General features: G+C 66.5%; 20 protein-coding genes. 9 read left to right on the top strand and 11 right to left on the bottom strand.

The annotated features are described in order from the left end of the window. Positions 1 to 193: 193 nt before the first annotated feature. From G5S35_RS21175 to G5S35_RS21145, 7 genes are all read right to left on the bottom strand, one after another. Positions 194 to 961, bottom strand: coding sequence for a hypothetical protein (locus G5S35_RS21175; RefSeq protein ID WP_183038954.1), 768 nt, complete (start codon positions 959 to 961; stop codon positions 194 to 196). A gap of 283 nt (positions 962 to 1,244) precedes the next feature. Further along, positions 1,245 to 2,579: an ABC transporter ATP-binding protein gene (locus G5S35_RS21170; protein WP_065064415.1), complete on the bottom strand. Its 1,335-nt coding sequence runs from the start codon at positions 2,577 to 2,579 to the stop codon at positions 1,245 to 1,247. 16 nt (positions 2,580 to 2,595) lie between these two features. Then, complete coding sequence (locus G5S35_RS21165) at positions 2,596 to 4,347, bottom strand: ABC transporter permease (RefSeq protein WP_065064417.1); 1,752 nt, start codon at positions 4,345 to 4,347, stop codon at positions 2,596 to 2,598. A 208-nt stretch (positions 4,348 to 4,555) separates the two neighbouring features. Beyond that, positions 4,556 to 4,729, bottom strand: a complete 174-nt coding sequence (locus G5S35_RS21160; protein ID WP_161495606.1) for a hypothetical protein — start codon at positions 4,727 to 4,729, stop codon at positions 4,556 to 4,558. A gap of 872 nt (positions 4,730 to 5,601) precedes the next feature. Next, complete coding sequence (locus tag G5S35_RS21155) at positions 5,602 to 6,066, bottom strand: hypothetical protein (RefSeq protein ID WP_183038953.1); 465 nt, start codon at positions 6,064 to 6,066, stop codon at positions 5,602 to 5,604. Between the two features lie 222 nt (positions 6,067 to 6,288). Further along, positions 6,289 to 6,741 (bottom strand): zinc-finger-containing protein, encoded by a 453-nt coding sequence (locus G5S35_RS21150; protein WP_074981106.1) that lies wholly within the window; start codon positions 6,739 to 6,741, stop codon positions 6,289 to 6,291. Between the two features lie 390 nt (positions 6,742 to 7,131). Further along, positions 7,132 to 8,400 (bottom strand): MFS transporter, encoded by a 1,269-nt coding sequence (locus G5S35_RS21145; RefSeq protein ID WP_065064423.1) that lies wholly within the window; start codon positions 8,398 to 8,400, stop codon positions 7,132 to 7,134. A 274-nt stretch (positions 8,401 to 8,674) separates the two neighbouring features. Here G5S35_RS21145 and G5S35_RS21140 point away from each other — a divergent pair, with 274 nt between their 5' ends. Beyond that, positions 8,675 to 9,277, top strand: coding sequence for a hypothetical protein (locus G5S35_RS21140; protein ID WP_074981108.1), 603 nt, complete (start codon positions 8,675 to 8,677; stop codon positions 9,275 to 9,277). 236 nt (positions 9,278 to 9,513) lie between these two features. Then, entirely contained in the window at positions 9,514 to 10,848 is a 1,335-nt protein-coding gene (locus G5S35_RS21135) for a DUF2325 domain-containing protein (RefSeq protein ID WP_124260648.1), read from the top strand. A 32-nt stretch (positions 10,849 to 10,880) separates the two neighbouring features. Here G5S35_RS21135 and G5S35_RS40305 read toward each other — a convergent pair whose 3' ends face one another. The 3 genes from G5S35_RS40305 to G5S35_RS21120 all read right to left on the bottom strand — a co-directional run bounded on the left by G5S35_RS40305 (position 10,881) and on the right by G5S35_RS21120 (position 12,574). Further along, complete coding sequence (locus G5S35_RS40305; protein ID WP_065064456.1) at positions 10,881 to 11,204, bottom strand: winged helix-turn-helix domain-containing protein; 324 nt, start codon at positions 11,202 to 11,204, stop codon at positions 10,881 to 10,883. Positions 11,205 to 11,434: 230 nt separating this feature from the next. Further along, entirely contained in the window at positions 11,435 to 11,986 is a 552-nt protein-coding gene (locus G5S35_RS21125) for a nitrogen fixation protein NifQ (RefSeq protein ID WP_065064458.1), read from the bottom strand. Positions 11,987 to 12,145: 159 nt separating this feature from the next. Further along, positions 12,146 to 12,574, bottom strand: coding sequence for a TOBE domain-containing protein (locus tag G5S35_RS21120; protein WP_065064460.1), 429 nt, complete (start codon positions 12,572 to 12,574; stop codon positions 12,146 to 12,148). Positions 12,575 to 12,780: 206 nt separating this feature from the next. On the opposite strand from G5S35_RS21120, the gene G5S35_RS21115 reads away from it, so the two are divergent. The 3 genes from G5S35_RS21115 to G5S35_RS21105 all read left to right on the top strand — a co-directional run bounded on the left by G5S35_RS21115 (position 12,781) and on the right by G5S35_RS21105 (position 15,939). Further along, positions 12,781 to 13,665, top strand: a complete 885-nt coding sequence (locus G5S35_RS21115) for an extracellular solute-binding protein (RefSeq protein WP_065064429.1) — start codon at positions 12,781 to 12,783, stop codon at positions 13,663 to 13,665. 10 nt (positions 13,666 to 13,675) lie between these two features. After that, positions 13,676 to 15,529, top strand: a complete 1,854-nt coding sequence (locus G5S35_RS21110) for an ABC transporter ATP-binding protein/permease (RefSeq protein WP_183038952.1) — start codon at positions 13,676 to 13,678, stop codon at positions 15,527 to 15,529. A 113-nt stretch (positions 15,530 to 15,642) separates the two neighbouring features. After that, entirely contained in the window at positions 15,643 to 15,939 is a 297-nt protein-coding gene (locus tag G5S35_RS21105; RefSeq protein ID WP_183038951.1) for a hypothetical protein, read from the top strand. Positions 15,940 to 16,176: 237 nt separating this feature from the next. On the opposite strand, the gene G5S35_RS21100 is transcribed toward G5S35_RS21105, so the two are convergent. Beyond that, positions 16,177 to 17,211 carry a hypothetical protein gene (locus G5S35_RS21100; RefSeq protein WP_183038950.1) on the bottom strand — a complete coding sequence of 345 codons (1,035 nt, stop codon included), beginning with the start codon at positions 17,209 to 17,211 and terminating at the stop codon, positions 16,177 to 16,179. 809 nt (positions 17,212 to 18,020) lie between these two features. Here G5S35_RS21100 and G5S35_RS21095 point away from each other — a divergent pair. From G5S35_RS21095 to G5S35_RS21080, 4 genes are all read left to right on the top strand, one after another. Further along, entirely contained in the window at positions 18,021 to 19,388 is a 1,368-nt protein-coding gene (locus G5S35_RS21095) for a DUF2957 domain-containing protein (RefSeq protein WP_074981118.1), read from the top strand. Positions 19,389 to 19,511: 123 nt separating this feature from the next. Continuing rightward, positions 19,512 to 20,786 (top strand): DUF2957 domain-containing protein, encoded by a 1,275-nt coding sequence (locus G5S35_RS21090; protein ID WP_065064437.1) that lies wholly within the window; start codon positions 19,512 to 19,514, stop codon positions 20,784 to 20,786. A 196-nt stretch (positions 20,787 to 20,982) separates the two neighbouring features. Continuing rightward, positions 20,983 to 21,807 (top strand): OmpW/AlkL family protein, encoded by an 825-nt coding sequence (locus tag G5S35_RS21085; protein WP_065064462.1) that lies wholly within the window; start codon positions 20,983 to 20,985, stop codon positions 21,805 to 21,807. Between the two features lie 129 nt (positions 21,808 to 21,936). Further along, positions 21,937 to 22,842 carry a MerR family transcriptional regulator gene (locus tag G5S35_RS21080; protein WP_183038949.1) on the top strand — a complete coding sequence of 302 codons (906 nt, stop codon included), beginning with the start codon at positions 21,937 to 21,939 and terminating at the stop codon, positions 22,840 to 22,842. Positions 22,843 to 22,906: the final 64 nt, after the last annotated feature.

Below are 22,906 nucleotides of genomic sequence, written 5' to 3'. Positions count from 1 at the left end.
ATCGCGCGCAAAACACGCGCGATTCGCTCTCTCCCGAAGAAGCTCACCTTTGCGCTTCCTGCGTTGTCGATTCGCAGCGCGCGCCGATTGATCGTGGCGTTCGCGCACGACGGGACCGCGCGACGCCTGTCGGCCTCGCGCGCCGGTTCGAGCAACATACGCCCGGCTGTATCGATGCACGCCTGCGCCGACATCAGGCCGTCTCCCTCTCTGCAAGATCGATCGCGAAGGCGGCGAGCGGATAAGCCTCCACGGCATCGGACAGCGCCTCCGCCAACGCCTCATCCAGCTGCGCGACCTCGTCGTGCTCTCGCGCAATCTGAACGGTTACATACACGGTCTCCTCCCCCGGACCGTCGTCGACGAATTCACACGCTGCAAGCGCGCGCACGCGGCGCGTGGCGAGAAAACCATAGAGCGCGTCGTGCAACGCCTCGACCGCCGACAGCGGCACCGCGTGGCGTTCCAGAATCGCCACCGCCTTGCGCCGATACGCCTCGGTTTCGCGATCCGTGGCATTCGAGCGCGGACTGAGTGCCTGCATGAGTTCCAGCGCACGCGCCCAGCGCCCCGCCTGCCACGCCATGTCGATTGCGCCGCGCAGCGCAAGCAGGCTGGACGGCTGCGCCTGCCACGCACGCTCGGCCACTTCCGCGGCTTCGCCGAAACGATTGCAGGCCGCGAGCGCCACCGCACAGTTGATGCCGGCCTGCACCCCGCGTTCGCAGCGCAACGCGTTCGCGTACGCCACTTCGAGCGCCTCGCTGTCCCAGCGCTCGGCGGCGAGCATGCCCAGCGTTTGCCACGCAAGCGCCGGATGCGCTTCCATGCTTTCCTTCGCGATGCGTTCCAGGCGCTTGCGCGTGGCCGCGTCGAGCTCGCCCGCGTCTTCGTCGAGATGCGCGCAGATCTGGTTGAACGCCGCCGTGACCGCTTCCGCGGAGAGTGTCCTTCGATCCATCGACATAATCGTGTTCTCCCTTCCGATGACCGCAAAAAATGCAACCGATTCGATGCTCATTCGATTTCAAATCGAGGCGCATCTCGCGTGCGAGGTGACGTACGTCGTGCACCGCTCGCGTCGAAAAAATACTAGCAGCGGAGAATCGTCACTTCTTTGAGGTTCGTACTGCGAAGTTGTCGATGGCACAAAAAAAAACGCTGCGGTCAACGGCACAATTGAGCCGTCATCCACAGCGTTTTTTTCAGGAGGAGCGCCGCGTGCGCTGCGTCCCTTGCGAACCTTAAGCTTCCACGTCCTCGAGACTGAAAATTTCCGACTGGTCGTTATACGAAAAAATCTCGCCGTAGCGGCCCCAGTCGATCACGGTATCGAGCGTTCCTTCGGCCGCCGTATCCGAGAGGAAATCTTCCAGTTCCTGCTCGAAGCGCACGCGCGGCGCGCGGTGGCCCGGGCGTTCGTTGAGCACCTTCTTGATCCGCGCCGCGAGCGGCACGTTGCGCAGCAAATGATCGGCGAACATCAGCTTGCGCGCCTGCGTGCCCATCTCGGCGAATACGCGCGCGGGCGGCGTGAGCAGCAGGTCGCCGTCGCGCACGTCGGCAAAGCCGAGCAGTTGCATCATTTCCGCAATCGGAAACAGGTCGTCCACTTCCAGATGCAGCGAGCGCGCGATTTCCGGCATGTCCGCGCGGCCGTGGTACGGCGCGGCCGCCAGCGTTTCGATCAGGCCGGCCATCAGGTTGGTCGAGACGTCGGGCAGGCGGCTGCCCACTTCGAGACGGCGCGTGGTCGTTTCGGCGGCGTCGCGCGCGGTCATCTTCGCGTAGATCTCGTCCACGAGCTTGCGGAACGCCGGGTCCAGACGATTGCGCGGGTGCTTGAACGGCACCTTGATGTCGGCCACCAGGCGCCCCGGGTTCGACGAGAGCACGAGAATGCGGTCGCACATGAACACCGCTTCCTCGATGTTGTGCGTGACGATCAGCATCGACTTGATCGGCATGCGGCCCTGCGTCCAGAGGTCGAGCAGGTCGGTACGCAGCGTTTCGGCCGTGAGCACGTCGAGCGCGGAAAACGGCTCGTCCATCAGCAGCAGCGCCGGGTCGACCACGAGCGCGCGCGCGAAACCCACGCGCTGGCGCATGCCGCCCGAAAGTTCGCGCGGGTAGGCGTTTTCAAAGCCGTCGAGACCGATCAGGTCGATCGCGGCCAGCGCGCGTTCGCGGCGCTCGCGCGCGGGCACGCCCTGCGCTTCGAGGCCCGCTTCCACGTTCTGCAGCACCGTGAGCCACGGAAACAGCGCGAAGGTCTGGAACACCATCGAGACGCCTTTCGCCGGGCCGTCGAGCGGCTTGCCGAGCCAGTTCACCTCGCCCGCGCTCGGTTCGATGAGGCCCGAGATGATGCGCAGGAGCGTCGATTTACCCGAGCCGGAGCGGCCGAGCAGCCCAACGATTTCACCTTCGCGCAGCGAGAGGTTGACGTCGTCGAGCACGAGGCGCTCGTCGTCCTTTTTCGCGAAACCGCGCGACATGTGCTTGACCGACAGCACTTCGTCGCCGAGCGTGGGCCGTGCGGGCAGCAGGTCGGATGAGACGATTTTCGGATTCAGCATGATGTATTACTCCATCTCAATCGAGCCGCAGCCTGGACTCGGCGTGGGTGTACAGCGGACGCCAGAGCACGCGGTTGAACAGCGTCACGAACAGGGACATCATCGCGATGCCCAGAATGATCTTCGGGAAATCACCGGCGGCAGTCGTTTGCGCGATGTACGCGCCAAGGCCGTGCGCCTCGAGCTTCGTATCGCCCCACTGCACGTATTCGGCGACGATGCTCGCGTTCCACGCGCCGCCCGAGGCCGTGATCGCACCCGTGATGTAGTAGGGAAAAATGCCCGGCAGGATCGCCTGACGCCACCACTGCCAGCCGCGAATGCGGAAGTTTTTGGCCGCTTCCTTGTAGTCGTTCGGATAGGCGCTTGCGCCCGCAATCACGTTGAACAGGATGTACCACTGCGTGCCGAGCACGATCAGCGGCGACAGCCAGATGTCCGCGTTCAGATGGAAGCGCACGATCACAATCACGAACACCGGGAACAGCAGGTTCGCCGGGAATGCCGCGAGGAACTGTGCGAGCGGCTGGACCTTTTCGGCAAGCGCCGGACGCAGGCCGATCAGCACGCCGAGCGGCACCCAGATCACCGAGGCAATCGCGATCAGCACGATCACGCGCAGCAGCGTGATGAGGCCGAGCACGAACACGTGACCCACTTCGTCGAGCGAGACGCCTGTGCGCACGTAGGCCACCACGCGCCAGACCACGAACAGCGTGAGCGCGATCACGAACACGGCCCAGATCGCGTCGCCGAAACGCGAGCGCTTGCTGAGCGTGAGGTTCACGGCAGGCATCGCCTTCGGCAATTGCACGCGGAACGGAATACGTGCGAACGTCGCGAGCAGGAAGCCCATCGGCACCAGCAGGCGGTGAATCAGATGCGTGCGGCGGATCAGGTCGAGCAGCCAGGATTCGGGTGCGTCGCCGGAACTCGTGTTTTCCATGCGGAACTTGTCGGCCCATGCCACGAGCGGACGGAACAGCAACTGGTCGTAGGCGAGAATCACGACCGTCATCGTCAGGATCACCCAGCCGATGGCGTGCAGATTCTTTTCGGAAATCGCCTGCGCCAGATACGCGCCGATACCCGGCAGCGTGATTGTGTTATTGCCCACCGTGATTGCTTCGGAGGCCACCACGAAGAACCAGCCGCCCGACATCGACATCATCATGTTCCAGATGAGGCCCGGCATCGAGAACGGCACTTCCAGTTTCCAGAAGCGCTGCCAGCCAGTCAGGTGGAAGCCCTTCGAGACTTCGTCGAGATCGCGCGGCACCGTGCGCAGCGACTGATAGAAGCTGAAGGTCATGTTCCACGCCTGGCTCGTGAAGATCGCGAAGATGGCCGCGAGTTCAGCGCCCAACACGCGCGAGGGAAACAGCGCGAGGAAGAATGTGACCGTGAACGAAATGTAGCCCAGCACCGGCACCGACTGCAGGATGTCGAGGATCGGCACCAGCACGAGACTCGCGCGACGGCTCTTGGCCGCGAGCGTGCCGTACACCAGCGTGAAGATCAGCGAGGCGACCATCGCCGCCAGCATGCGCAGCGTCGTGCGCATCGCGTACTCCGGCAGGTTCGACGGATCGAGCGAAATCGGCTGCGCCTTGAGCGTGGCGATAGGCGCCATCGTTTCGTGGAAGCCCACGGCCGCCATGGCGATCAGGCAGATGATGAGCGGGAACGCTACAAAGTCCCAGCGGTTGGGCAGCACGCGCCACGCCGAAGCGTTGGCCGTACGGTTCAGGTTGAATCTGAACTCCATTAGCGGCCTCCCAGGGCGATGGCATGCGCGACGCCGCCTGCACGCGCGGCGCGGCGGGTCGTTCGCATGGAGCGGTTGATCTGATTCATGTCTTGTTGCACCGGCGATCTGGATGATGCGCGGCTCGCGCGTCGAGCGCGCCGCCATTCGGGCGGCGACGCGTTCGGGCGGGGGCCGTTCTTTCTTGTCTTACTGCGTTCAGCCCCGGTCAACCTCGCCCCGACGCGCGGAACACGCGGGCGCGCAAATCGCGCCAGCGCGCGGCAAGGCGCGACGGCGGGCACGGCGGCGTGTCGCTCGTGCGCTCGCGGGCGCCGAGGTGGTCGGGATGAAGGGTGTGCTGCGTTTGCGGCAGGTACGGCAGAAGAAGGCCGAAGTTCATGCTGGATCTCCTCACGTCGCTCAGGGAGCGAACGCGGTTGCGAGGAAAGCCAGCAGACCCGGCTGCGCGCGGCGTACGCGCGTCAGCGGCTCACGTCTGCGCGCTTTCCTCAGGGAACGAAAAAAGGAAGCGGCATAACGGATAACTGTCACTGTCGGACATCGGAACTCCTTATCGTCACGGCGGCGCGCTGGAAACCGGTCCCAGGCGGCGCATGTGGCGATCCGTGCGTCGCGCGAATTCCGCAAGGCGGATGATCGGCGTGACGAACGGACCGTGCCGCGAGCGAACAGGGCTCACGGCGCGATATCGGCCTGGCGCGCTGCGCATACGACGCTGCGGCGCCTGGTCGACGCTAAAAAGAGTGCACGAGAATGTACTGCTGGACGCGCACCATCTGCCTGGCTGGCAAGACGGCGGCTGAGAGAAAAGGGAGCGCGGACGTCCTGCCGGTCAGGCAGCGAAACTGTTCGAAGATCGACTACTGCTACTGTCCAAGGCGTCAGCCCCTTTTGTTAAGACGGGCGAATTTTAGTCACGCACGCTGTCGGAAGTCAACACGATTCGCGCCGCGCGTCAAATCCCGTGCCAATGCCGCCACAGCGCCGCCGGACGGCGCATTGGGCGCGATCGGGCTGAATGCTTCACTGCGCACCGTGAACCCGTTGCGTGGCACGGTCGGCCGGGGGCCGAATCATCGCGTCGCGTCTGCGTCATCACTGCGCGCTGTGGCTGCTTTGCTTACATTTTGCTTCGTGCTGTCTGGTACATCTGCCGGGCCGGTCCGCTTCGTACGCCGCCTGGACGTGCGAGCGTCGACTTCCGCGTTGTCACCCGCAATCGACATGCCCACCGGACACGTCACGCGCACGTTACGCACGCTTGCGTGCCTGCGCGGCTTCGCCCGCGCGCATGCGCTCGAGCCGCTCGCTCGCGTCGGTCAGCACCCACATCGGCGCACTTTGCAGTTGCACGTCGTAGACATTGATGACAGGGCGCACGGCTTCGAACTGCGCCTCGTCGAGACGCCACTCGCCTTGCGCGCCGCCGCGCGAGAAGCACGCGATGATCGCTTCGTCGGCGGGACGGACCTGCTCGGGCGTCAGATCGCCGTAACCGGCATCCGCGATCGATTGCGCCAGCACATGCGCGTGCAGGAGCGCCTGGGCGTCATGCTGTGAGCCGCCCGCGCGCAACGCGGCCAGCGCCAGATGCACCTGGAGCGCCAGTTCATCCGCGCTTGCACGCGGCATCGGCAGCAACTCGGCTTTGGCCTTGTGGCGCCGTGCGCGCGTGGCCTGGATGTGTTGCGCCGGAAAGGGGATCGTCTTGGCCATGGCACAGGAAAGAATCAGTTCAGGTGCAATAACGGCACGTGGCGGCCAAGGTTGAGCGCCGTTTTGCGACGAGGATGTAACTAAAGGTGTCCGCGAGGTCGTGAACGGGCGCGAATGCGCGTCGATTTGCGGATATTCGCGGCGATACGCGGATGCGGGCGGAAACTGCGGAATCGGCGGAATCCGGCGAGCGGTGGATGGTTGCGTGCGTTCGCCGACGCGTCAGCGCTCGTCGTCGCTGGCGCGGCGCGCGGCCATGAAGGCCTCGACGTGGCGGATTGCCGCTTCGCACTGATCGAGTGTCAGATGATGGATCGACGGATTGGGCAGGTCGAAGCCCAGTTCATCGGCGAGCCAGCGCAGCGCGCGGCCGCGCGCCTCGAAAATATTGACCTTGTCGCGCCGCACCTTGGCCGCGACGAGCGGTTCGAGCGCGTCGTGCAGGCGGCTCTTGGCGTCGCGCAGCGCGCCGTTGGCGAGGCGGCCGAGCGGCACGTTGCGCGTGCTGCGCGCGGGTACGCCGATCCACGCTTCGCAGGCGGCACAGACCCAGAGCGTGCCGTGATCGTCTCGGTACGGGTAGGCTTCGTCGCCGAAACGCGCGAGTACTGCCTTCGCGCCGCAGTAGTCGCAGAGCGGTTGCGGCAGCGCCTTGACCGGACGGCCTACGCGCATGGCGTGCTCCGGGAAGCGGACATTGGCGATGGCTGACGGGATGACTGGGACATGCGGGTGACGGGTGTGACCTGGGTGTGGCTGGACAGAACTGGACGCGGCGACGCGAACGCGACGCTTCGGCGAAAGGATACCGGGAATTGACGCGTTTGCCTGGTATCGGCGAGCAGAATAGGGGCGAAAAGGGACCGAAAGGCGTCGAAACTGGCTTCAAAGAGGCAGCAACGAGGCCAGATCGACGTGAAATGAGACAGGATGACGCGCCAGGCCGGCGGCGGCGCGCGGGCTTTTCTTCAGCACTTCAGCGCAAGACCGAGCGGCGACGTACGCCGCAGTTAGTTGCGTCGATCGCCGCCGCTAGTCGCCGCCGCTAGTCGCACCCTCTCCCGCTCAACCCGCCGCGCTCGCCGTCGCGTGCGCATCCTCGCGTTCGAGCGAGCGCGTGTCGCGCAATCCCGGAAACAGCTTCATCCACAGCAGCGCGACGCCGATGGTCGCGACGCCACCCACCAGCACCGCCGGTTGCGCGCCCCACCATCCGGCGGTCAGGCCAGACTCGAATTCGCCGAGCTGGTTCGACGTGCCGATGAACAGCGAATTCACCGCGCTCACGCGGCCGAGCTTTTCATCGGGCGTGCGCAACTGGACGAGCGACGTGCGCACGACCACGCTCACCACGTCCGATGCGCCCAGCACCGCCAGCGCGATCAGCGAGACGACGACGTTATGCGACAGCCCGAACACGATCGTCGCGCAGCCGAACAGGATCACGCCGCCGAACATCGACAGCCCCGGGCGTCGGCGCAGCGGAAAGTGCGCGAGCCAGATCGTCCCGGCAAGCGCGCCCGCCGCGGTCGCCGAGCGCAGCAGCCCCAGTTCGAGCGGCCCCGCGTGCAGGATGTCGCGCGCGAACACCGGCAGCAGTGCGGTTGCTCCGCCGAACAGCACGGCGAACAGATCGAGCGACAGCGCGCCCAGAATCACCGGCTGCGAGCGGATGAACGCGATGCCCGAGAACACCGATTCGAGCGTGACGGGCGCGCGCGACGGCGGCCGCGCCTTGAGCGGAATCGTCGCCGAAAGCGTCGCCGCGATCGCGAACGACACCGCGCAGGCCAGGAACGCCGGCCCCGCGCCGAGTCCGTACAGCAGGCCGCCCAGCGCCGGACCGACGATCTGCGCGGTCTGCGTCGCCGAGGTCGACCACGCGGTGGCGTTCGGCAGTTGCGCACGCGGCACCACGCCCGGCAGCAGCGACGAGATCGCCGGCGACTCGAACGCGCGCGCCGCGCCCACGCAGGCCGCCAGCACGTAGATCATCGGCGCGCTGAGCCAGCCGCCGAAGGTGCCGAGCGCGAACGTCAACGCGGCCACGCATTCGATGCTCTGGCAGACGGCGGCGATGCGCCGGCGGTCGTAGCGATCGGCGACATGGCCGACGACGAGCGTCAGCAGAAACATCGGCAAAAATTGCGCGAGACCGAGCAGGCCGAGCGCGAACGCGCTTTTGGTGAGCGCGTAGATATGCCAGCCCATCGCGACGGCCAGCATCTGAAACGACATCGAGGCGAGCACGCGGGCGCCCCAGAAACGCTGGAAACCGCGATTGCGCGCGATGCTCTGCGGCGCGTCGCCGGGAGCGGGAGAAGGTGTGTTCATGTACGGCGGAAGGCGAAAGGGCGCGGCGAGGGCCACGGCGGCGCGGTGACGTTACCGGGTCATCGGGGCTTCACCGGGGCTTCATACAAAGCGGCTGATTTTAGTCGATTGGGCGCGACGTCACCGAAGCGCGTCGGATTCATGCACGCAGGCCATTATCGGCATCGATATATACATTAGAATATAACGACTGCGCCAGCGATCCTTGCCGGGATCCGCACGGCGACGATTTCCGCAGATGACACGAGGTGGGTAAGTGAGCAGTCGGCCACGGATGATGAATGCAGTTGCGCGCTCCGCGCCGCCGCGCGTAACGGCGAGCATGGCCGCGACGATCACGGCGCTGCGCCCCGCTTCGGGCCACGAGCGCGCCGAGCGCATGCGCGACGTGATCGACGCGTTCCGGCGTCTGCGCGAGAGCGTCGAGCGCTTCAACCGCTCGCTCGCGCCGGACGCCGACGCGCCGTCCGCAAGCGCCGACGCCGCGACCTCGCTGCAACCGCTGCTGACCTCGCTGGCGCGGCGCGCCGAACTCGCCGGCTTCACGCGTCAGCGCGAACTGAAACGCGCGATCCGCGACGCGCGCCGTCTCGACAAAACCCGCGACGCCATGTTCTCCGACGCCTTCTGCCTCGACACCGAGGCGATGCGCGCGACGGCCGCCGAACTGGAGCATACCGATACGGCCCTCGTGGCGCTGTGCGTCGAGCACGTCATGGCGCGCCATGCGCAGTCCGCGAACGGCTCGGCCAGCGCGACGCCCGCGCATCGGGTCATACGTCCGACGTCCGCGACCACCGCGACGCGACGCATGCAGACACTCGCCAATCCTGACACCCGCGCCGACGCCGCGACCGAACACCGCGACGCGGCCTGACGATCGCCGAAAACCGCTGCTGCAACACGCAAGGGATGCGGACAAGCAGGCTGCGCGCCGTCCCGATGACTGGACGGACCCCGCTATATTCCGTGATATATTGCGCTGACGGTGCGCGGCAGCGTCTGAAGTGAACCTGAAGTCACGTCGACGTCACCCTGAACGTACCCTGCGCGAACCCGGACGCCGCGCCACGCGCTGCGCCCTCGCGCGCTCCTAACCGGACAGAGGTCACCATGCACGCACCGCCGTTTCGCCTCGCCCGCACGCCGGGCACCGCGACGCCGGACGACGCGCCGCATCTGCGCGCCTTCGCCCCGTCCGCCGACTGCTGCGGCCCGTCGCAGGACGAACTCGACCGTTCGCGCCGCCGCACGCGTCTCGCCGAACTCGACGCGCATCTGCACTGCTCGATCATCGGCACCTGTCTGTCGACGCATGAACTGCGCAAGCTCGTGCCGAAGTTCGCGCCGCTCGACGCGCGCCACGCGAGCGATCTGGAGATTCATCACACGGCCGTCGAACTGGCGATCCAGGGCGGCGCGGGCGGCAAGGCGCTGCAAAAGGCGCTCGACACGCGCTATGCCGGCGCGCTGCGGCGCTTTGCCAGCGCGCGCGACGCCGATGCGGTGCTCGCGCTCTGGAACGAGGCGCGCGCCAACGGCGACATTCCGCCCGCCTACTGGGCGCTGATGAGCCATCCGGCCACGACGATGGAAGTGCGTCAGGCCGCGTTCGGCGAACTGCACATGCTGTCGCATCTGGTCGGCGCGGCGAATCGCGCGGATCTGCGCCGCCTCGTCGCGCTCGAAGAGGACAACGCCGAACTGCACGCGAAGATCGAACGCCAGCAGGCGCGTCTGCACGACATGAGCCGCGAGCGCGACGCCGCACGCGATGCGCTCGCCGAGCAGACCTCGCGCGCGGCCGCCCAGCGCATGGACCGCGATGCGTCCGCGCTGCACGCAAAACACGCCGCGTTGCAGGACGCGCTGGCCGCGCGCGACGCCCGCCTTGCGCTCGAAACAAGCCGTCGCGAAGCCGCCGAACAGCGCGCGAACGCCGACGAAATCGCGCTGCACGCGCTACGCACGCAACTGGACGACGCGCTCGCACTGATCGACACGTTGCGCGCGGAAGCGCAGGCGCTCGAAGACGCCGCGCAACCCGACGACGACGCAGTCGCAACCCGCGCCCTGCCGCGCGACGCGCTCAAGAACCGGCGCATCGTCTATGTGGGCGGACGGCCGGGATCGAATCACGCGCTACGGCGCTGGGTGGCCGCGGCGGGCGGCGAATTGACGGTGCACGACGGCGGCATCGAAGACCGCAAGGGTTTGCTCGCGGCGGCGCTCACGGGCGCGGATCTCGCGGTGTTTCCCGTCGACTGCATCGACCACGATTCGATGAACACGCTCAAGCGCGTGTGCGAACGGCATCAGGTGAGCTATCACCCGCTGCGCACGGCGAGTCTCGCGAGTTTCGTCGAACTGATGACACGCCTGCATACGAACACGGTGCCCACGCTCACCGCAGTGCCGCTTTCGCGCTTCTGTCTGCGGCACGGTTGAAAGCGTCCCGCTGACGCGCCGTGACGGCGCGCTCAGCCCTTCACGAGCTTCCTGAGCGCGGCGATTTCGGGCGCACAGGCTGCGGCCGCGCGCTCCTCGATGCCGCGATAGAGACGGATGATTTCCTCGCCGACGGGCGTGAGCATGCTGCCGCCGCCGCTCTGGCCGCCGTGCTCCGACACCGTGGCCGGCGATTCGAGCGCGCGATTGAGTTCGTCCATGAGCAGCCACGCGCGCCGGTACGACATGTTCAGGCTGCGCGCCGCCGCCGAAATCGAGCCGTGCTCGCGCACCGCTTCGAGCAATTGCACCTTGCCCGGTCCCAGCGCGATGGTGTCGTCCTGCATCACGCGCATACGAAAACGCACGCGCGGTTCGCGGCGCACGCCGCTCGCGGCTTCGGGCGTTTCGGCTGCGGTTTGCGGCTTCGATTTCGCTGTTTCGCTCGTCTTCACGGTCGCTGTTACGTTCGCATTCACATTCGGGTTGGCAAGGGGCAAAGCGCCCGTCTGCACGCGGTCTTTTGCGGGTCTGGTCATGCGCGCAAGCATACACGATGGCCTCGCGCGCGAGCCTGGCCGATTGGCTAACGCGCGTGGCCGAAGCAGAAGCCGAAGTCCTCGCAGCCGGGACAGCCCGGCGCGGGTCCCGGCACGCCGCCGGTGGCCAGCGCGAGTTCGCGCGCCAGCAGCTTTTTCCAGCGCAGGCCTTCGGTATTGCGCGCGACCATCGCGGGGAAAAAACGCGTGAGCATCTGCGTGACGTCGTCGCGTCCGCTCAGGCCGAGATCGCGCCACAGATGGTCGGGACGCAGACACGCATGCGCGAGTATCGCGGCGAGGCAGCGTGCGTCCTCGCCGTCGACATCGGGCGCGGCCAGGCCGAGCAGAAAGTCGCGCATCGCGGCGACGAACGACGCATGCGTGTCGTCGGTCATCGTGACGATCGCGAGGTTCGCAACATTCGACAGCGGCGCATCAGGCGCGCTGTCGAGCGATCCCGCCACGAAATGCCGCCTCGCGAGCTCGGCGAGTTCGGACGCCGATAAACCGAGCAGCGCGCATTCGCCGCGCACGGCGCGCGCCGCCACGAGTCGCGCGAACAGCCATGCGTCCGCCGTGGGCGCGCCGCCGGGCATGCCCGTCAAGCGGTCGCGGCACGCGGCGGCCAGGCGCTCGACATCCGGGGCTGCGCTCGCGGCTTGAACCGCGGGTTGATTCACGGGCTGATCCGCGGATTGGCGGTGCGCCGGATTGCCCGTTTCGCGCTGCGTCATGCTGCGGTGAAACCGCTGCGTTCAGTCGTCCACGCCGACGATCACGCTCGACGCCTTGAACAGCGCCGACGCCGCCTTGCCCGCCGCGAGACCGAGGCGGTCAACGCTCTCGTTCGTGACGATGGCCGCGATCTGCGCACCGCCCGGCGCCGCGATCACGACTTCGGCGTTCACCGCGCCCTTCGTGACCGACGCCACGCTGCCCGCGATCACGTTGCGCGTGGACACCTTGCTCGCATCGCCGTCGACCATGACGATCACCGACGAGGCCTTCACGAGCGCGAACGCGCCCTTGCCCGCCGCGAGACCCAGCGACGCCGCGCTGCCGTGCGTGATGATCGCGACGATCTCCAGGCCGCCGTCGGCGCGCAGCGTGATCTCGTCGTTGACGGCGCCGGGCTTGACGGCGGCGATCTGACCGGTGAAGTGATTACGGGCGCTCGTACGCATGTTGGTCTCCATGAAGATACGCGGCGCGGTGACGGCCGGGGCCAACCGCGCAGGCGATGCAAAGGGGGAAATAAAGGAGCCCAGTGTAGTCGTCCCGATGCCTCCCGCACAGGGCCAATACTAAAAATTGGCCGTTCGGCCAGGTATATAAACGCAGCACGCCTGTCGTAATATAGTGGCCTTTATAACGGAACGGGGTAGAACAGATGATCCGCAAGCTGATCGCATCGGTCGTGATGATGTCGGGCGTGCTCGCCGCAAGTTCGAGCGCATTCGCCGCCGATGACAACGACGTGAACGTGCTCTATGCAGGCTCGCTCGTGAACCTGATGGAGAAAAGCGTCGGTCCCGCGTTCGAAAAGGAAACCGGCCTGCATTTCAAGGGCTACGCCGCCGGTTCGAACAAGATCGCCAATGAGATCAAAGGCAAGCTGCGTCGCGGCGACGTGTTCATCAGCGCGAGCCCCAAGGTCAACGCGAGCCTGATGGGCGAAGCGAATGGCAATCACGTTTCGTGGTACGTGAATTTCGCGGAATCGCCGCTGCTGATCGGCTATAACCCCAAGAGCCGTTTCGCCAACGACTTCAAGACGAAGAAGTGGAGCGACGTGCTGCAACAGGACGGCATTCGTCTGGGACGCACCGATCCGAAGCTCGACCCGAAGGGCGCCTTCACCGTCGAACTCATGACGAAGGCCGCGCAGGCGTATAACCAGCCGGACCTCGTCGAGAAGACGCTGGGCGCGCCCGAAAATCCCGCGCAGGTGCTGCCGGAAGAAACGCTCGTGGGCCGTCTGCAATCGGGTCAGCTCGACGCGGGCTTCTTCTACTCCACCGAAACGTCCGACCTGAAGATTCCGTCGATCCACCCGGCGCCCGAACTGAAGATCAAGGCGAACTACACGCTCACGATCCTCAACGACGCCCCGAACAACGCGGGGGCCGCGCGCTTCGTCAACTTCCTGCTGTCGGCGGAAGGCCGCAAGCTGCTCGCCGAACACGGCGTCGACGTGACGAAGCCCGGCGTGAACGGCAACGGCCAGGCAATTCCGCCGTCGGTGCAAGCCGTGATCGACGCCGCGCAGCAGTGATCGCGCCGTCATGACCCAACCCGTGCAGCGCGCCGCGAGGCCGCTCTGGTGGCTCGGCGCGCTGCTCGCGGTGTATCTGTGCGCGCCGTTTCTCGCCAGCATTCCGCAGATCGGCCAGGCCGACTGGGCCGGCGTCGACTGGCATCAGACCTGGTCGGCGGTCGCCGTCTCGGCCGCGAGTGCGAGCGTCGCGTCGCTCGTGATTCTCGTGGGCGGCGTGCCGCTCGGTTACTGGCTCGCGCGTTCGCATGCGCGCGGCGTGGCGCTGCTCGGCTTCGTCGTGCAGTTGCCGCTCGCGTTGCCGCCGCTCACGAGCGGCGTGCTGCTGCTGTTCCTGATCGGCCCGTATAGCGGCATCGGCCAGTTGTTCAACGGTACGCTCACCGATTCGTTCACGGGCATCGTGCTCGCGGAAACCTTCGTGGCCGCGCCCTTTCTGATCGTCGCCGCGCGCTCCGCGTTCGCGGCCGTCGATCCCGTTTTCGACGACGTCGCGGCCACGCTCGGCCATCACGCCGCCAGCCGTTTCTTCCGCGTCACGCTGCCGATTGCGTGGCCCGCCATCCGCGCGGGGCTCGCGCTCGCGTGGCTGCGCGCGTTCGGCGAATTCGGCGCGACCGTGATGGTCGCGTATCACCCGTATTCGCTGCCCGTCTATACCTATGTGGTGTTCGGCGGTCAGGGCCTGCCCGCGATGATGCCGCTGCTGCTGCCCACGCTCGGCATCGCGATCGTCTGCGCGATGCTGTCGGTCTACACGCGCGGCGCGCGCGCCACGCTGCCGGTGAGCACCGACAACGGCGACGAACTCACCGCCATCACGCCCGCCGCCGCGCCCGAACACGCCGGCCTGCGGCTCGCGTTCACCGCGCGACGCAAGCTGGGCGCGTTCACGCTCGACGTCGCCTGGCAGCCGCGCACGCGGCGGCTCGCGATCATCGGACCGTCGGGCTCGGGCAAGTCGCTCGCGCTGCGCATCGTCGCGGGGCTGGAGCCGAACGACGCCGGGTCGGTCACGCTTGGTGCGACCGACCTCGGCGCGCTGCCGCCGGAGCGTCGTCAGATCGGCTACATGCCGCAAGACTACGGCCTCTTTCCGCACATGACGGTGGCGCAGCAACTCGCGTTTCCCGTCGACGCCGACGCCGCCAGCGCGCGTTACTGGCTCGCGCATCTGGGCCTCGACGCGCTCACGCAGCGACTGCCGCGTCAGCTTTCCTTTGGCCAGCGTCAGCGCGTCGCGCTCGCGCGCGCGCTCACGCGGCACAGTCAGTTGCTGCTGTTCGACGAGCCGTTCGCGGCGCTCGACACGCCGCGCCGCCGCCGCCTGCAACAGTCGCTGCGCGCGCTGCAACGCGAGATCGGCGCGGTCACGGTGATCGTCACGCACGATCCCGACGAAGCCGCGCTGCTCGCCGACGAAGTCCTCGTGATCGAACACGGCCGCGCGCTCCAGGCAGGCGCCGTGGACGCGGTGTTCGCGCAGCCCGCGAGCGTGCGCGTGGCTGAACTGCTCGGACTGCACAACATCGGCGAGGGGATCGTGCGCGCGGTGGGCGAGATCGAAACGGCGTCCGGGCTGCGGCTGCGTTTCGCGGACGGCGCAGGCGCGCCGCTTGAGGTGGGCGCGCGCGCGATGTGGCGCGTGTCGTCGCGTGCGCTGCGCGCCGCGTCCGATGGCCGTTACGAAGGACGGCTCGCGGGGACGTCGCTGCGTCACGGGGATCGCTATGTGACAGTCGAACTGGGCGGCGAAACGTTCGACATCGCCGCCGACGATGCGCCACATGCGCCCCAGGCGCAGACGCTGCGTTTCGATATCGACGAGGCGGGCGTGTCGGTGTGGGCGGCGGACGGGTCCTGAAAAGGCTCACCTTTAGTGTCCGCGCCGGACCTGAACTGTCAGGCCGATTCGTAAAAAAAGCCCTGTTTTCATGGCTTTTTCTTTTTGGTCGCTGCTGAAATACGACCAGGAATGTGGGTCCTGAAAAGGCTCACCTCAACGGCGTTCGTTCGGATTCGCACGCGATCGACATCGTGATCCGGATCGCTAAGCGCATCGATCGCAATCGGGAAAATTCGCATCGCTTAACCTGGGACTACCAGGAAAAACTCGCGAAATACGCTGGAAAACGCGGGTTTCCGCGCCTTCTGCACGCGGAAGCGACCGGCGAATCCGCTCGCATGTACGGTGATGAACAAGCGGTTCACCGACCTCACCAGGCACACCTGAATCTCGACGCGGCGCGTGCCCCCCGTAAATCCTCACCTTGATCGATCGGCATGCGTGCGCGCGTCGGATCAACAGAACGCTTCGCTTCGAATCGCGTGACCTGGGACTCCCAGGAAATTTTCTGCCTTGTTTTACGCGCTCAACGCGTCATGTCTTGCCGACGCGCGCGAGACAAGGTGAGCATCACCTTCACGCTCAGCATCACCTGACGTCATCCACGTTGGAGTGCGTAACGATTCCCCGCACTCCCGAAAAGCCTCACCTTTCGCGTACGGCGTTCAAATCACGAAGCGGCTGTCCTCGTCGAGCACGCGCGGCAGCGGCTGCAGATCCTTGCGCGCGAAACGCACCAGCGAGAACGCACGCACCCCCGCCGGGCTCGCCGGAATATGCGCGAGCGGCACGACGATCGGCGCACCGCTGACGCCGCCCGTCTCGGCCATGCCCGGTTCGATCAGCACGTTCATCGGGCTCAACCGCAGTTGCCGCATCTCGACGTTCGCGTGCTGCGCCGGATGCGCGAGCACCTCGCAGATCACGCTCAGTTCGTGCTCCAGCGCGTCGGTTTTGAGTCCCAGCGCCGCCAGCGCCTGCTCGTTCGCGGCGATCAGCGCCTCCAGCCGCGCAAGCTCCGCTGCGTCCGCCACCGCCCGCTCGCCGACCATCCGGTGCGTGCCCGCGCCGTGACGCGTGAGCAATTGCAGTCGCGTGCGCAGTAGCGCGCGCTCCTGCTCGAGCGCGTCGCGGCGCGTTTCGTCGGCGCTGATCTGCGCCAGCCCTTCAAGCGCGATCTGCTCGACCACGCGCTGCACGATCAGCGCGCGCAGATCGGCTTCGGTCTCGCCGCACACGCGCACCTGATGGTCGTCGAAGCTCAAGGTCGTCTGCGCGACGTCCGCATGCACCTGATCGCCATGTTGCGCGACGCCGAACGAGCGCCGCTCGCTCATCGCCATGCCGAGCACCGCGTAGGTTTCGTTCGCGAGCGGATGGCTCTCGAACCACGCATGCAGTTCGGCCGAGCGGCTGAGCACATGCGCGATCTCGTCGGGCGCGGCGAAAAACGCGTGGATATAGGGATCGGCGAGCCAGTTCGCGGCGCTCGCCTCGTGCGCGGGCGGCAAGGTCCGCACCACATCGCTCACATAGCTCAGCGATTGGGCGAGCGCGGGCGTGAGCCGCGCGCGCCAGTCGCGCGCGAGCTTCAGCGGCGGGCTCAGCTCGGTCAGCCGGTCCGCCAGCGCGCGTGTCTGTTCGGTTTGCGGGTCGGGCCGCGCGGGCTTGCGCGGCCACAGTCGATCGAAAAAAACCATGAGACGGCTCCCGTAGCGCCGCGCCGGCCGGTGGATTCGAGTTGCCGCCTGGCCGGCGCGCATCGTCGTCGACTATACCGCGTCGGGCCTCGCGCTCCCTGAAAGGCCGGCAACGAAGCGTGTGCGCGCCGCGCGCCTGTGCTCCTGAAAACGCTCACCTTTGGATTTTCTTCCAGACACTTGATGTTAAAAAATCCGCGAAGCAACTTGACGACATCAAGCCACAAAACGCGATTGGGTGTCGATCCCGTGAATAATGGCTCCCGCAAACACTCACCTTTACGGTTCGCGGGCGGTTCGATCGTGCAGTTGGGTGGATCGGTGAGTGCGGCGACACACTCGCCTTCACGTTTCCTGGCACTCCCCAGGTCTGGCTCCCGAATGTCCTCACCGTTGGCATCCGGTCGAGCGCAAACGTTTCCCGTATCCCCTCACCTTCGGATTCGCGGATAAGCGTGGCTCCGCTTCAGAACGCGTCGCCGATTGCCAGGCATATGCCTGGCATATCGAATCATTGCGCGAACATCCAACCGTAAGCGATCCGCTTTCCCACACCGTTTCGTGCACCGTGCCCCCGGCCAGATCGCGCCTCCGGGCCGCGTTTTCTCCGGGAATACGCTTTGCTCAGCGACGCCGGCGCGTCTCAATCACACATCAGGACAAACCCGCGTTGCATCCGCCCCGGCCGCGACGGAGCAAGCGGAAGCGCCCTGATGGCGGCTTTTAGAGTGATTCGTTCAATTGACAGCGGTCAATGTAATGATCCAATCTTCACCGCACAAATTATTACGAGACAGGGAGGCAGACACATGTTGGAGAGCATTGTCCGCTGCGTCGCGCTGGCCGCAGCCGCAACGCCGTTACTCGTCGCTTGTGGTGGAGGCAACGCCAGCGACCCCGCGCCGATCACGCCGGCGCAATGTTCGGGCTCGACCTGCACGAACCAGGGCGCGCCCACGAGCCAGCCGGCCGCCACGGCGCTCTGCCCCGCCGATGCCGACATCGCGAAGAACACCTATCTCGGCGGCGCGGGCAGCGGCGAGGTCGTGAGCCTGAACATCGATCCGACGAAGATGACCTACACGCTGACCTATCTTGCTTCGCCGATACCGGCGCAATCGAGTTCGGTGTCGGCCACGCGCGCGGGCCTCACGGTCACCGGCGCGGTCCAGCATCCGCCGAGCGGCGCGCTGCCCACGGCCGCGCAGATCGCCTGCGCGTTCCAGCTCCAGGCGGGCACCGGCACGCTCAACGGCAACAGCTACACCACGGCCTATAACGCGGACAATCCGCCCACGATCTACGTGGGCTACGGCGTGGCGGGCGGCGGCATTCCCGGCGCGACGGTCAACCTCCAAGGCGACAGCCTGGCCGCGCTGCTGTTCCCGAATGTCCAGTCGCGCACCTTCGACTTCTATCCGTTTCTCGCCTTCTCGTCGGTCAGCACGAACATCGCGGATCTGCAGGGCAACTGGAACGCGCTGCTGTATCACATCGTGCCGACGCAGAGCTTCGCGGCGGCCGCGACCACGGCGCAGGAGACCTACGACGCGAGCGGCAATTGCAGCGTGACGAGCGGCGCGACCAACACGCAATGCGATACGTCCTCGTCGCAATGGGCCACCGATCCCAACGGCAGCTATTTCACGAGCAGCAACGCGCCGCACATCATCACGCCGCAGTTCTCGGGGCTGGCGACCGGCGGCGCGAGCCACCTGATTCTCGGCAAGCTCAACGGCAAGATCGTGCCGGTCGTCGTGCGCACGGGCTACGTGAACGAGAACCTGCTGACGATCGCCATCGACGACGAATCCGGCATCGCGATGATGGCGCCCGCCACGTCGCTCACGTCCGGTTCGTTCGACGGCAGCTACATCGGCGCCGATTCGAACTTCGCCTACACGGCCACGCTGATCAACGGCCAAACCGCCGGCTTCCTCAAGCCCTCGACGATGACGACGCAGAGCACTTTCACGCTCGATTACACGCAAACGCATCCGGGCCTGATCGGCGCGACCGACAACAACGGCAATGCGGGCAACGTGATCGCCGTGGGCGGCCTGTACGGGATCTTCCTGAACGGCGAGGAGAACGGCGGCGTGACCTCGACATCCGCGAACAGTCAGACGTCCAACTCGCCGTACTTCGGTGTGGGCGCACTGATCCAGCCGCAGTAAAACCGCCGGCGCGCCTCCTCGAGCCATCGCTCAGGATGCCGAAATAGCAGCAAGCAAGCTCGAAAAGGGGCGCAAGGACAGGGAGCCTGCGCCCCGCCAACAAGAATATTCCGGAGACGCGGTATGACATTGAAGCATTCCGTAAAGCACCTCGCGAAGCTCTCGGCGCTCGGCGCGCCGCTGCTGCTCACGCTGAGCGCCTGCGGCGGCGGGGGCAGCGGCAGCCCGCCGCTGGTCGAAACCGCCCTGTGCCCGACCTCGCTCGACTACAACACGGTCTACACGGGCGGCGGCGGCGACGGCGAACTGGTCAAGCTCCAGCTCGACACCACGAAGAAGACCTGGCAGATCACCTATGTCGAATCGCCGATTCCGGCCACCACCGGCACGGTCACGCCCACGCGCAAGGGCCAGGTGGTCTCGGGCACGATTACCCAGGAAACCGCGCTGCCCACGGCGAAGCTCAATCAGTGCGCGTTCCAGCTCAACGGCGCGAGCCTCGATGCGAGCCGTCCGGCGCGCGTGTTCATCGGCTTCGGCGTCGCGGGCGGCACGATTCCCGGCGCGGAAATCCAGTTCGCGGGCTCGGGCGGCATCGGCGTGGTGCCGGACACGAAGTTCCCGTACTACCCGTTCATCGGTTTTTCGACGCTCGAAACCAATATCGCCAACGTCGCGGGCACGTATAACCAGCTCGGCTATCACCAGGTGCCGTCGCAGAACTTCCTGCCGGCCGCCGTCGACGCGAAGATCACCATCAACGCCGACGGCACGTGGCAGGAGTGCGACAACAGCGGCGTGAACGCCGGCACCTGCCAGCAGCCCGGCACGAATTTCGTGCAGTCGAGCGACGGCAGCGGCGCGTTCGAAACCGACAACTTCCAGGGGCAGGTCAAGCCCACGCTCGTCACCGGCAAGAACGCGGCGAAGGGCTTCATGATCGTCGGCAAGCTGCGCAATCAGCTCGTGCCGGTGCTCGTGCGCACGGGCGTGGCGTATCCGCAGGTCGGCGTCGATCCGCAGAGCGGCGCCACCGGTCCGGTCGCCGACGACGAGTCGGGCATCTCGGTGCTCGCGCCGCAGACGGCCGTCGCGCAGGGTTCGCAGGACGGCGAGTACATCGGCGTGGACAGCCAGTTCGATTACCGCACGCTGGCGCTGTCGGGCACGCAGGGCACGCTGCTCGATCCGTTCAACGCGTCGCAGGCGGCGCTGGCCACCGCGCTCGATCTGAACTTCACCGAGAGCGTGCCGGGTCTCGTGACCACCACGCACGTGAATGCGTCGACCGGCACCACGCCGACCGGCAAGATGATTTTCACGGGCGGCGTGTTCGGCTTCCTCGACCTGACGAATGCTTCGTCGCCGTACTTCACCGCGGGCGCGTTCGTGCAGTAATCCGCACGCCCGCCACGCGCATCGATCGACACATGACGATGCCGTGCCCATGAGGCAACCGCTCTCCGTGTGCGCCGCGCCGCCGGCAACGCGCACACGGGCCGCAAGGCACGCGCAGGACCGGCCGTTCATGAGACGGCCGCCGCGCGCAGGCAGGTTTGCCCGAACCTGAGAGAAACAGGGAGGAACAACAATGATGAGACGTCTTGCGCTGGCGGCGGTGGCCGCCGGCTTGTCCACGGCTGCGCATGCCCAGCATGCGGGCGACAACGTGGCCGTACTCGGCTGGTTTCACGTCGCGCCCCAGCAATCGAGCACGCCGCTCACCACCACGGTCGCGCCGACGCCGATCAACACGCCGCTGCGTCTGCCGGACTCGTTCACCTCGCCGGGCACGAGTCTGTCGACGAACAACGCGAACACGCTCGGCCTCGTTTTCAGCCACTTCCTGACCGATCACATCGCGATCTCGACGGTGGCGGGCGTGCCGCCCAAGTTCAAGCTCTACGGCCACGGCACGATCAAGCCGCCGGGACCGGCGGGCGCGCTCGGCAGCCAGAATCTCGACGATCCGGCCACCAATCCGATCGTCCAGAGCGTGCGGCAGTGGAGCCCGGCGGTGATCTTCCAGTACTACTTCCGCGACGCCGATGCCAAGTTCCGGCCGTTCGTGGGGATCGGCGTGTCGTACAACTGGTTCTCGGACATCCAGCTCAACCCGAACTTCGTGAAGGCGACCCAGGACAATCTGGGCTCGGTGCTCGCGGCGGGCGCGGGCAAGACGGGGCAGACGCAGATCAGCGCGAAGGCGTCGTCGTCGTGGCAGCCGGTGTTCAATATCGGCGCGGAATATCAGATCACGCAGCATCTCGGGCTGGTGGCGTCGTTGACGTATATTCCGCTGAAGACCACGTCATCCGTGATCATCAAGGCCGCCGACGGCACCGAACTCGGCGTGAGCCGCGCCGAACTCAAGGCCGACCCGATCATTTCGTTCCTCGCGGTCTCTTACAAGTTCTGACCGGCGCTTACGCATGCACGCCGCGTTGCGCGTGCATGCGCACACTTGCAGCAATATAAGGCGGATAGCGGGACGATTTCGGCGGACATCGGCTCGCGCGAGCACGGCGGCTCGCGCTAAAATCGGCGCATGCCGAAAACGCCCACGACTCCCGTTCCCGATTCCGCGCCCGAGCGCCCCGACGACAGCGAGTACACCGTCGACGAACTCGCGCGCGTGACCGGCACCACGGTGCGCAACGTGCGCGCCTATCAGGACCGCGATCTGCTCATGCCGCCCGACAAGCGCGGCCGCGTGGGCATTTACAACGACTCGCACGTGGCGCGGCTCAAGCTCATCAATCACCTGCTCGCGCGCGGCTACACGCTCTCGAATATCCAGGACCTCATCAAGGCCATCGACGACGGCGGCGATCTGCGCTCGATCCTCGGCCTCGAAAACGCGATCGGCGGTCCGTGGTCGCATGCGCGGCCCAAAACCTATTCGCTGCCCGAACTGATCAAGCTGTTCGGCCCGCAGGCGCCCAGCAGCCTCACGCGGCTCGCCGAATTCGGCCTGCTGGAACGCAAGGGCCTGTCGTTCGTCGCGCGCAATCCGGCCATGCTCGACGCGGCCGCGGCCACCGTGCGCGAAGGCATTCCCGCGCGCGACCTGCTCGACGTGCTGGAGAAGGCGCGTCCGCATTTCGACGCCATCGCGCGCGTGCTGGTGGAAATGGTCGTGCGCCATCTCGACCGCTACGACGCCGGCGCTCTGCCGCCCGCGACCGACATGCCGGGACTCGTCGAGGCGATCTGGCGGCTGCGTCCGCTCTCCTCGGTGTTCGTTGAGAACGAGATCCTGCGCGCGCTCGAAGCGCAGTCGAGCGAGTATCTGGGCGGCCGCGTGGCCACCATCCTCGACGCCAAACTCGGCCAGCGCGCGAGCGCCGATCCCGATGCGGATAGCGGCGCCGATGCGCCGCCGGCCGCGCGCAAAAGCGCCTCGCGCACGGCAAAGAAACCTTCGCTCAAGTCCGCGCTGAAGAAGCGCTGATCTCACGCCGATCCGGCTTCTGACGCGCGCCGCCACGGCGCGCGTTTCGGCTTTTGCGCGGCTT

Origin of the sequence: Paraburkholderia tropica, assembly GCF_014171495.1 — a bacterium.
In the GTDB taxonomy this organism is placed as follows: Bacteria; Pseudomonadota; Gammaproteobacteria; order Burkholderiales; family Burkholderiaceae; genus Paraburkholderia; species Paraburkholderia tropica.
This window is presented reverse-complemented; position numbering and strand designations above follow the sequence as displayed.

Bases quoted from the DNA above. Each gene is read 5' to 3' on its own strand.
- G5S35_RS21175 (WP_183038954.1), bottom strand. From the start codon at position 961: ATGGATCGAAGGACACTCTCCGCGGAAGCGGTCACGGCGGCGTTCAAC.
- G5S35_RS21170 (WP_065064415.1), bottom strand. From the start codon at position 2,579: ATGCTGAATCCGAAAATCGTCTCATCCGACCTGCTGCCCGCACGGCCC.
- G5S35_RS21165 (WP_065064417.1), bottom strand. From the start codon at position 4,347: ATGGAGTTCAGATTCAACCTGAACCGTACGGCCAACGCTTCGGCGTGG.
- G5S35_RS21160 (WP_161495606.1), bottom strand. From the start codon at position 4,729: ATGAACTTCGGCCTTCTTCTGCCGTACCTGCCGCAAACGCAGCACACC.
- G5S35_RS21155 (WP_183038953.1), bottom strand. From the start codon at position 6,066: ATGGCCAAGACGATCCCCTTTCCGGCGCAACACATCCAGGCCACGCGC.
- G5S35_RS21150 (WP_074981106.1), bottom strand. From the start codon at position 6,741: ATGCGCGTAGGCCGTCCGGTCAAGGCGCTGCCGCAACCGCTCTGCGAC.
- G5S35_RS21145 (WP_065064423.1), bottom strand. From the start codon at position 8,400: ATGAACACACCTTCTCCCGCTCCCGGCGACGCGCCGCAGAGCATCGCG.
- G5S35_RS21140 (WP_074981108.1), top strand. From the start codon at position 8,675: ATGATGAATGCAGTTGCGCGCTCCGCGCCGCCGCGCGTAACGGCGAGC.
- G5S35_RS21135 (WP_124260648.1), top strand. From the start codon at position 9,514: ATGCACGCACCGCCGTTTCGCCTCGCCCGCACGCCGGGCACCGCGACG.
- G5S35_RS40305 (WP_065064456.1), bottom strand. From the start codon at position 11,204: ATGCGCGTGATGCAGGACGACACCATCGCGCTGGGACCGGGCAAGGTG.
- G5S35_RS21125 (WP_065064458.1), bottom strand. From the start codon at position 11,986: ATGCCCGGCGGCGCGCCCACGGCGGACGCATGGCTGTTCGCGCGACTC.
- G5S35_RS21120 (WP_065064460.1), bottom strand. From the start codon at position 12,574: ATGCGTACGAGCGCCCGTAATCACTTCACCGGTCAGATCGCCGCCGTC.
- G5S35_RS21115 (WP_065064429.1), top strand. From the start codon at position 12,781: ATGATCCGCAAGCTGATCGCATCGGTCGTGATGATGTCGGGCGTGCTC.
- G5S35_RS21110 (WP_183038952.1), top strand. From the start codon at position 13,676: ATGACCCAACCCGTGCAGCGCGCCGCGAGGCCGCTCTGGTGGCTCGGC.
- G5S35_RS21100 (WP_183038950.1), bottom strand. From the start codon at position 17,211: ATGGTTTTTTTCGATCGACTGTGGCCGCGCAAGCCCGCGCGGCCCGAC.
- G5S35_RS21095 (WP_074981118.1), top strand. From the start codon at position 18,021: ATGTTGGAGAGCATTGTCCGCTGCGTCGCGCTGGCCGCAGCCGCAACG.
- G5S35_RS21090 (WP_065064437.1), top strand. From the start codon at position 19,512: ATGACATTGAAGCATTCCGTAAAGCACCTCGCGAAGCTCTCGGCGCTC.
- G5S35_RS21085 (WP_065064462.1), top strand. From the start codon at position 20,983: ATGAGACGTCTTGCGCTGGCGGCGGTGGCCGCCGGCTTGTCCACGGCT.
- G5S35_RS21080 (WP_183038949.1), top strand. From the start codon at position 21,937: ATGCCGAAAACGCCCACGACTCCCGTTCCCGATTCCGCGCCCGAGCGC.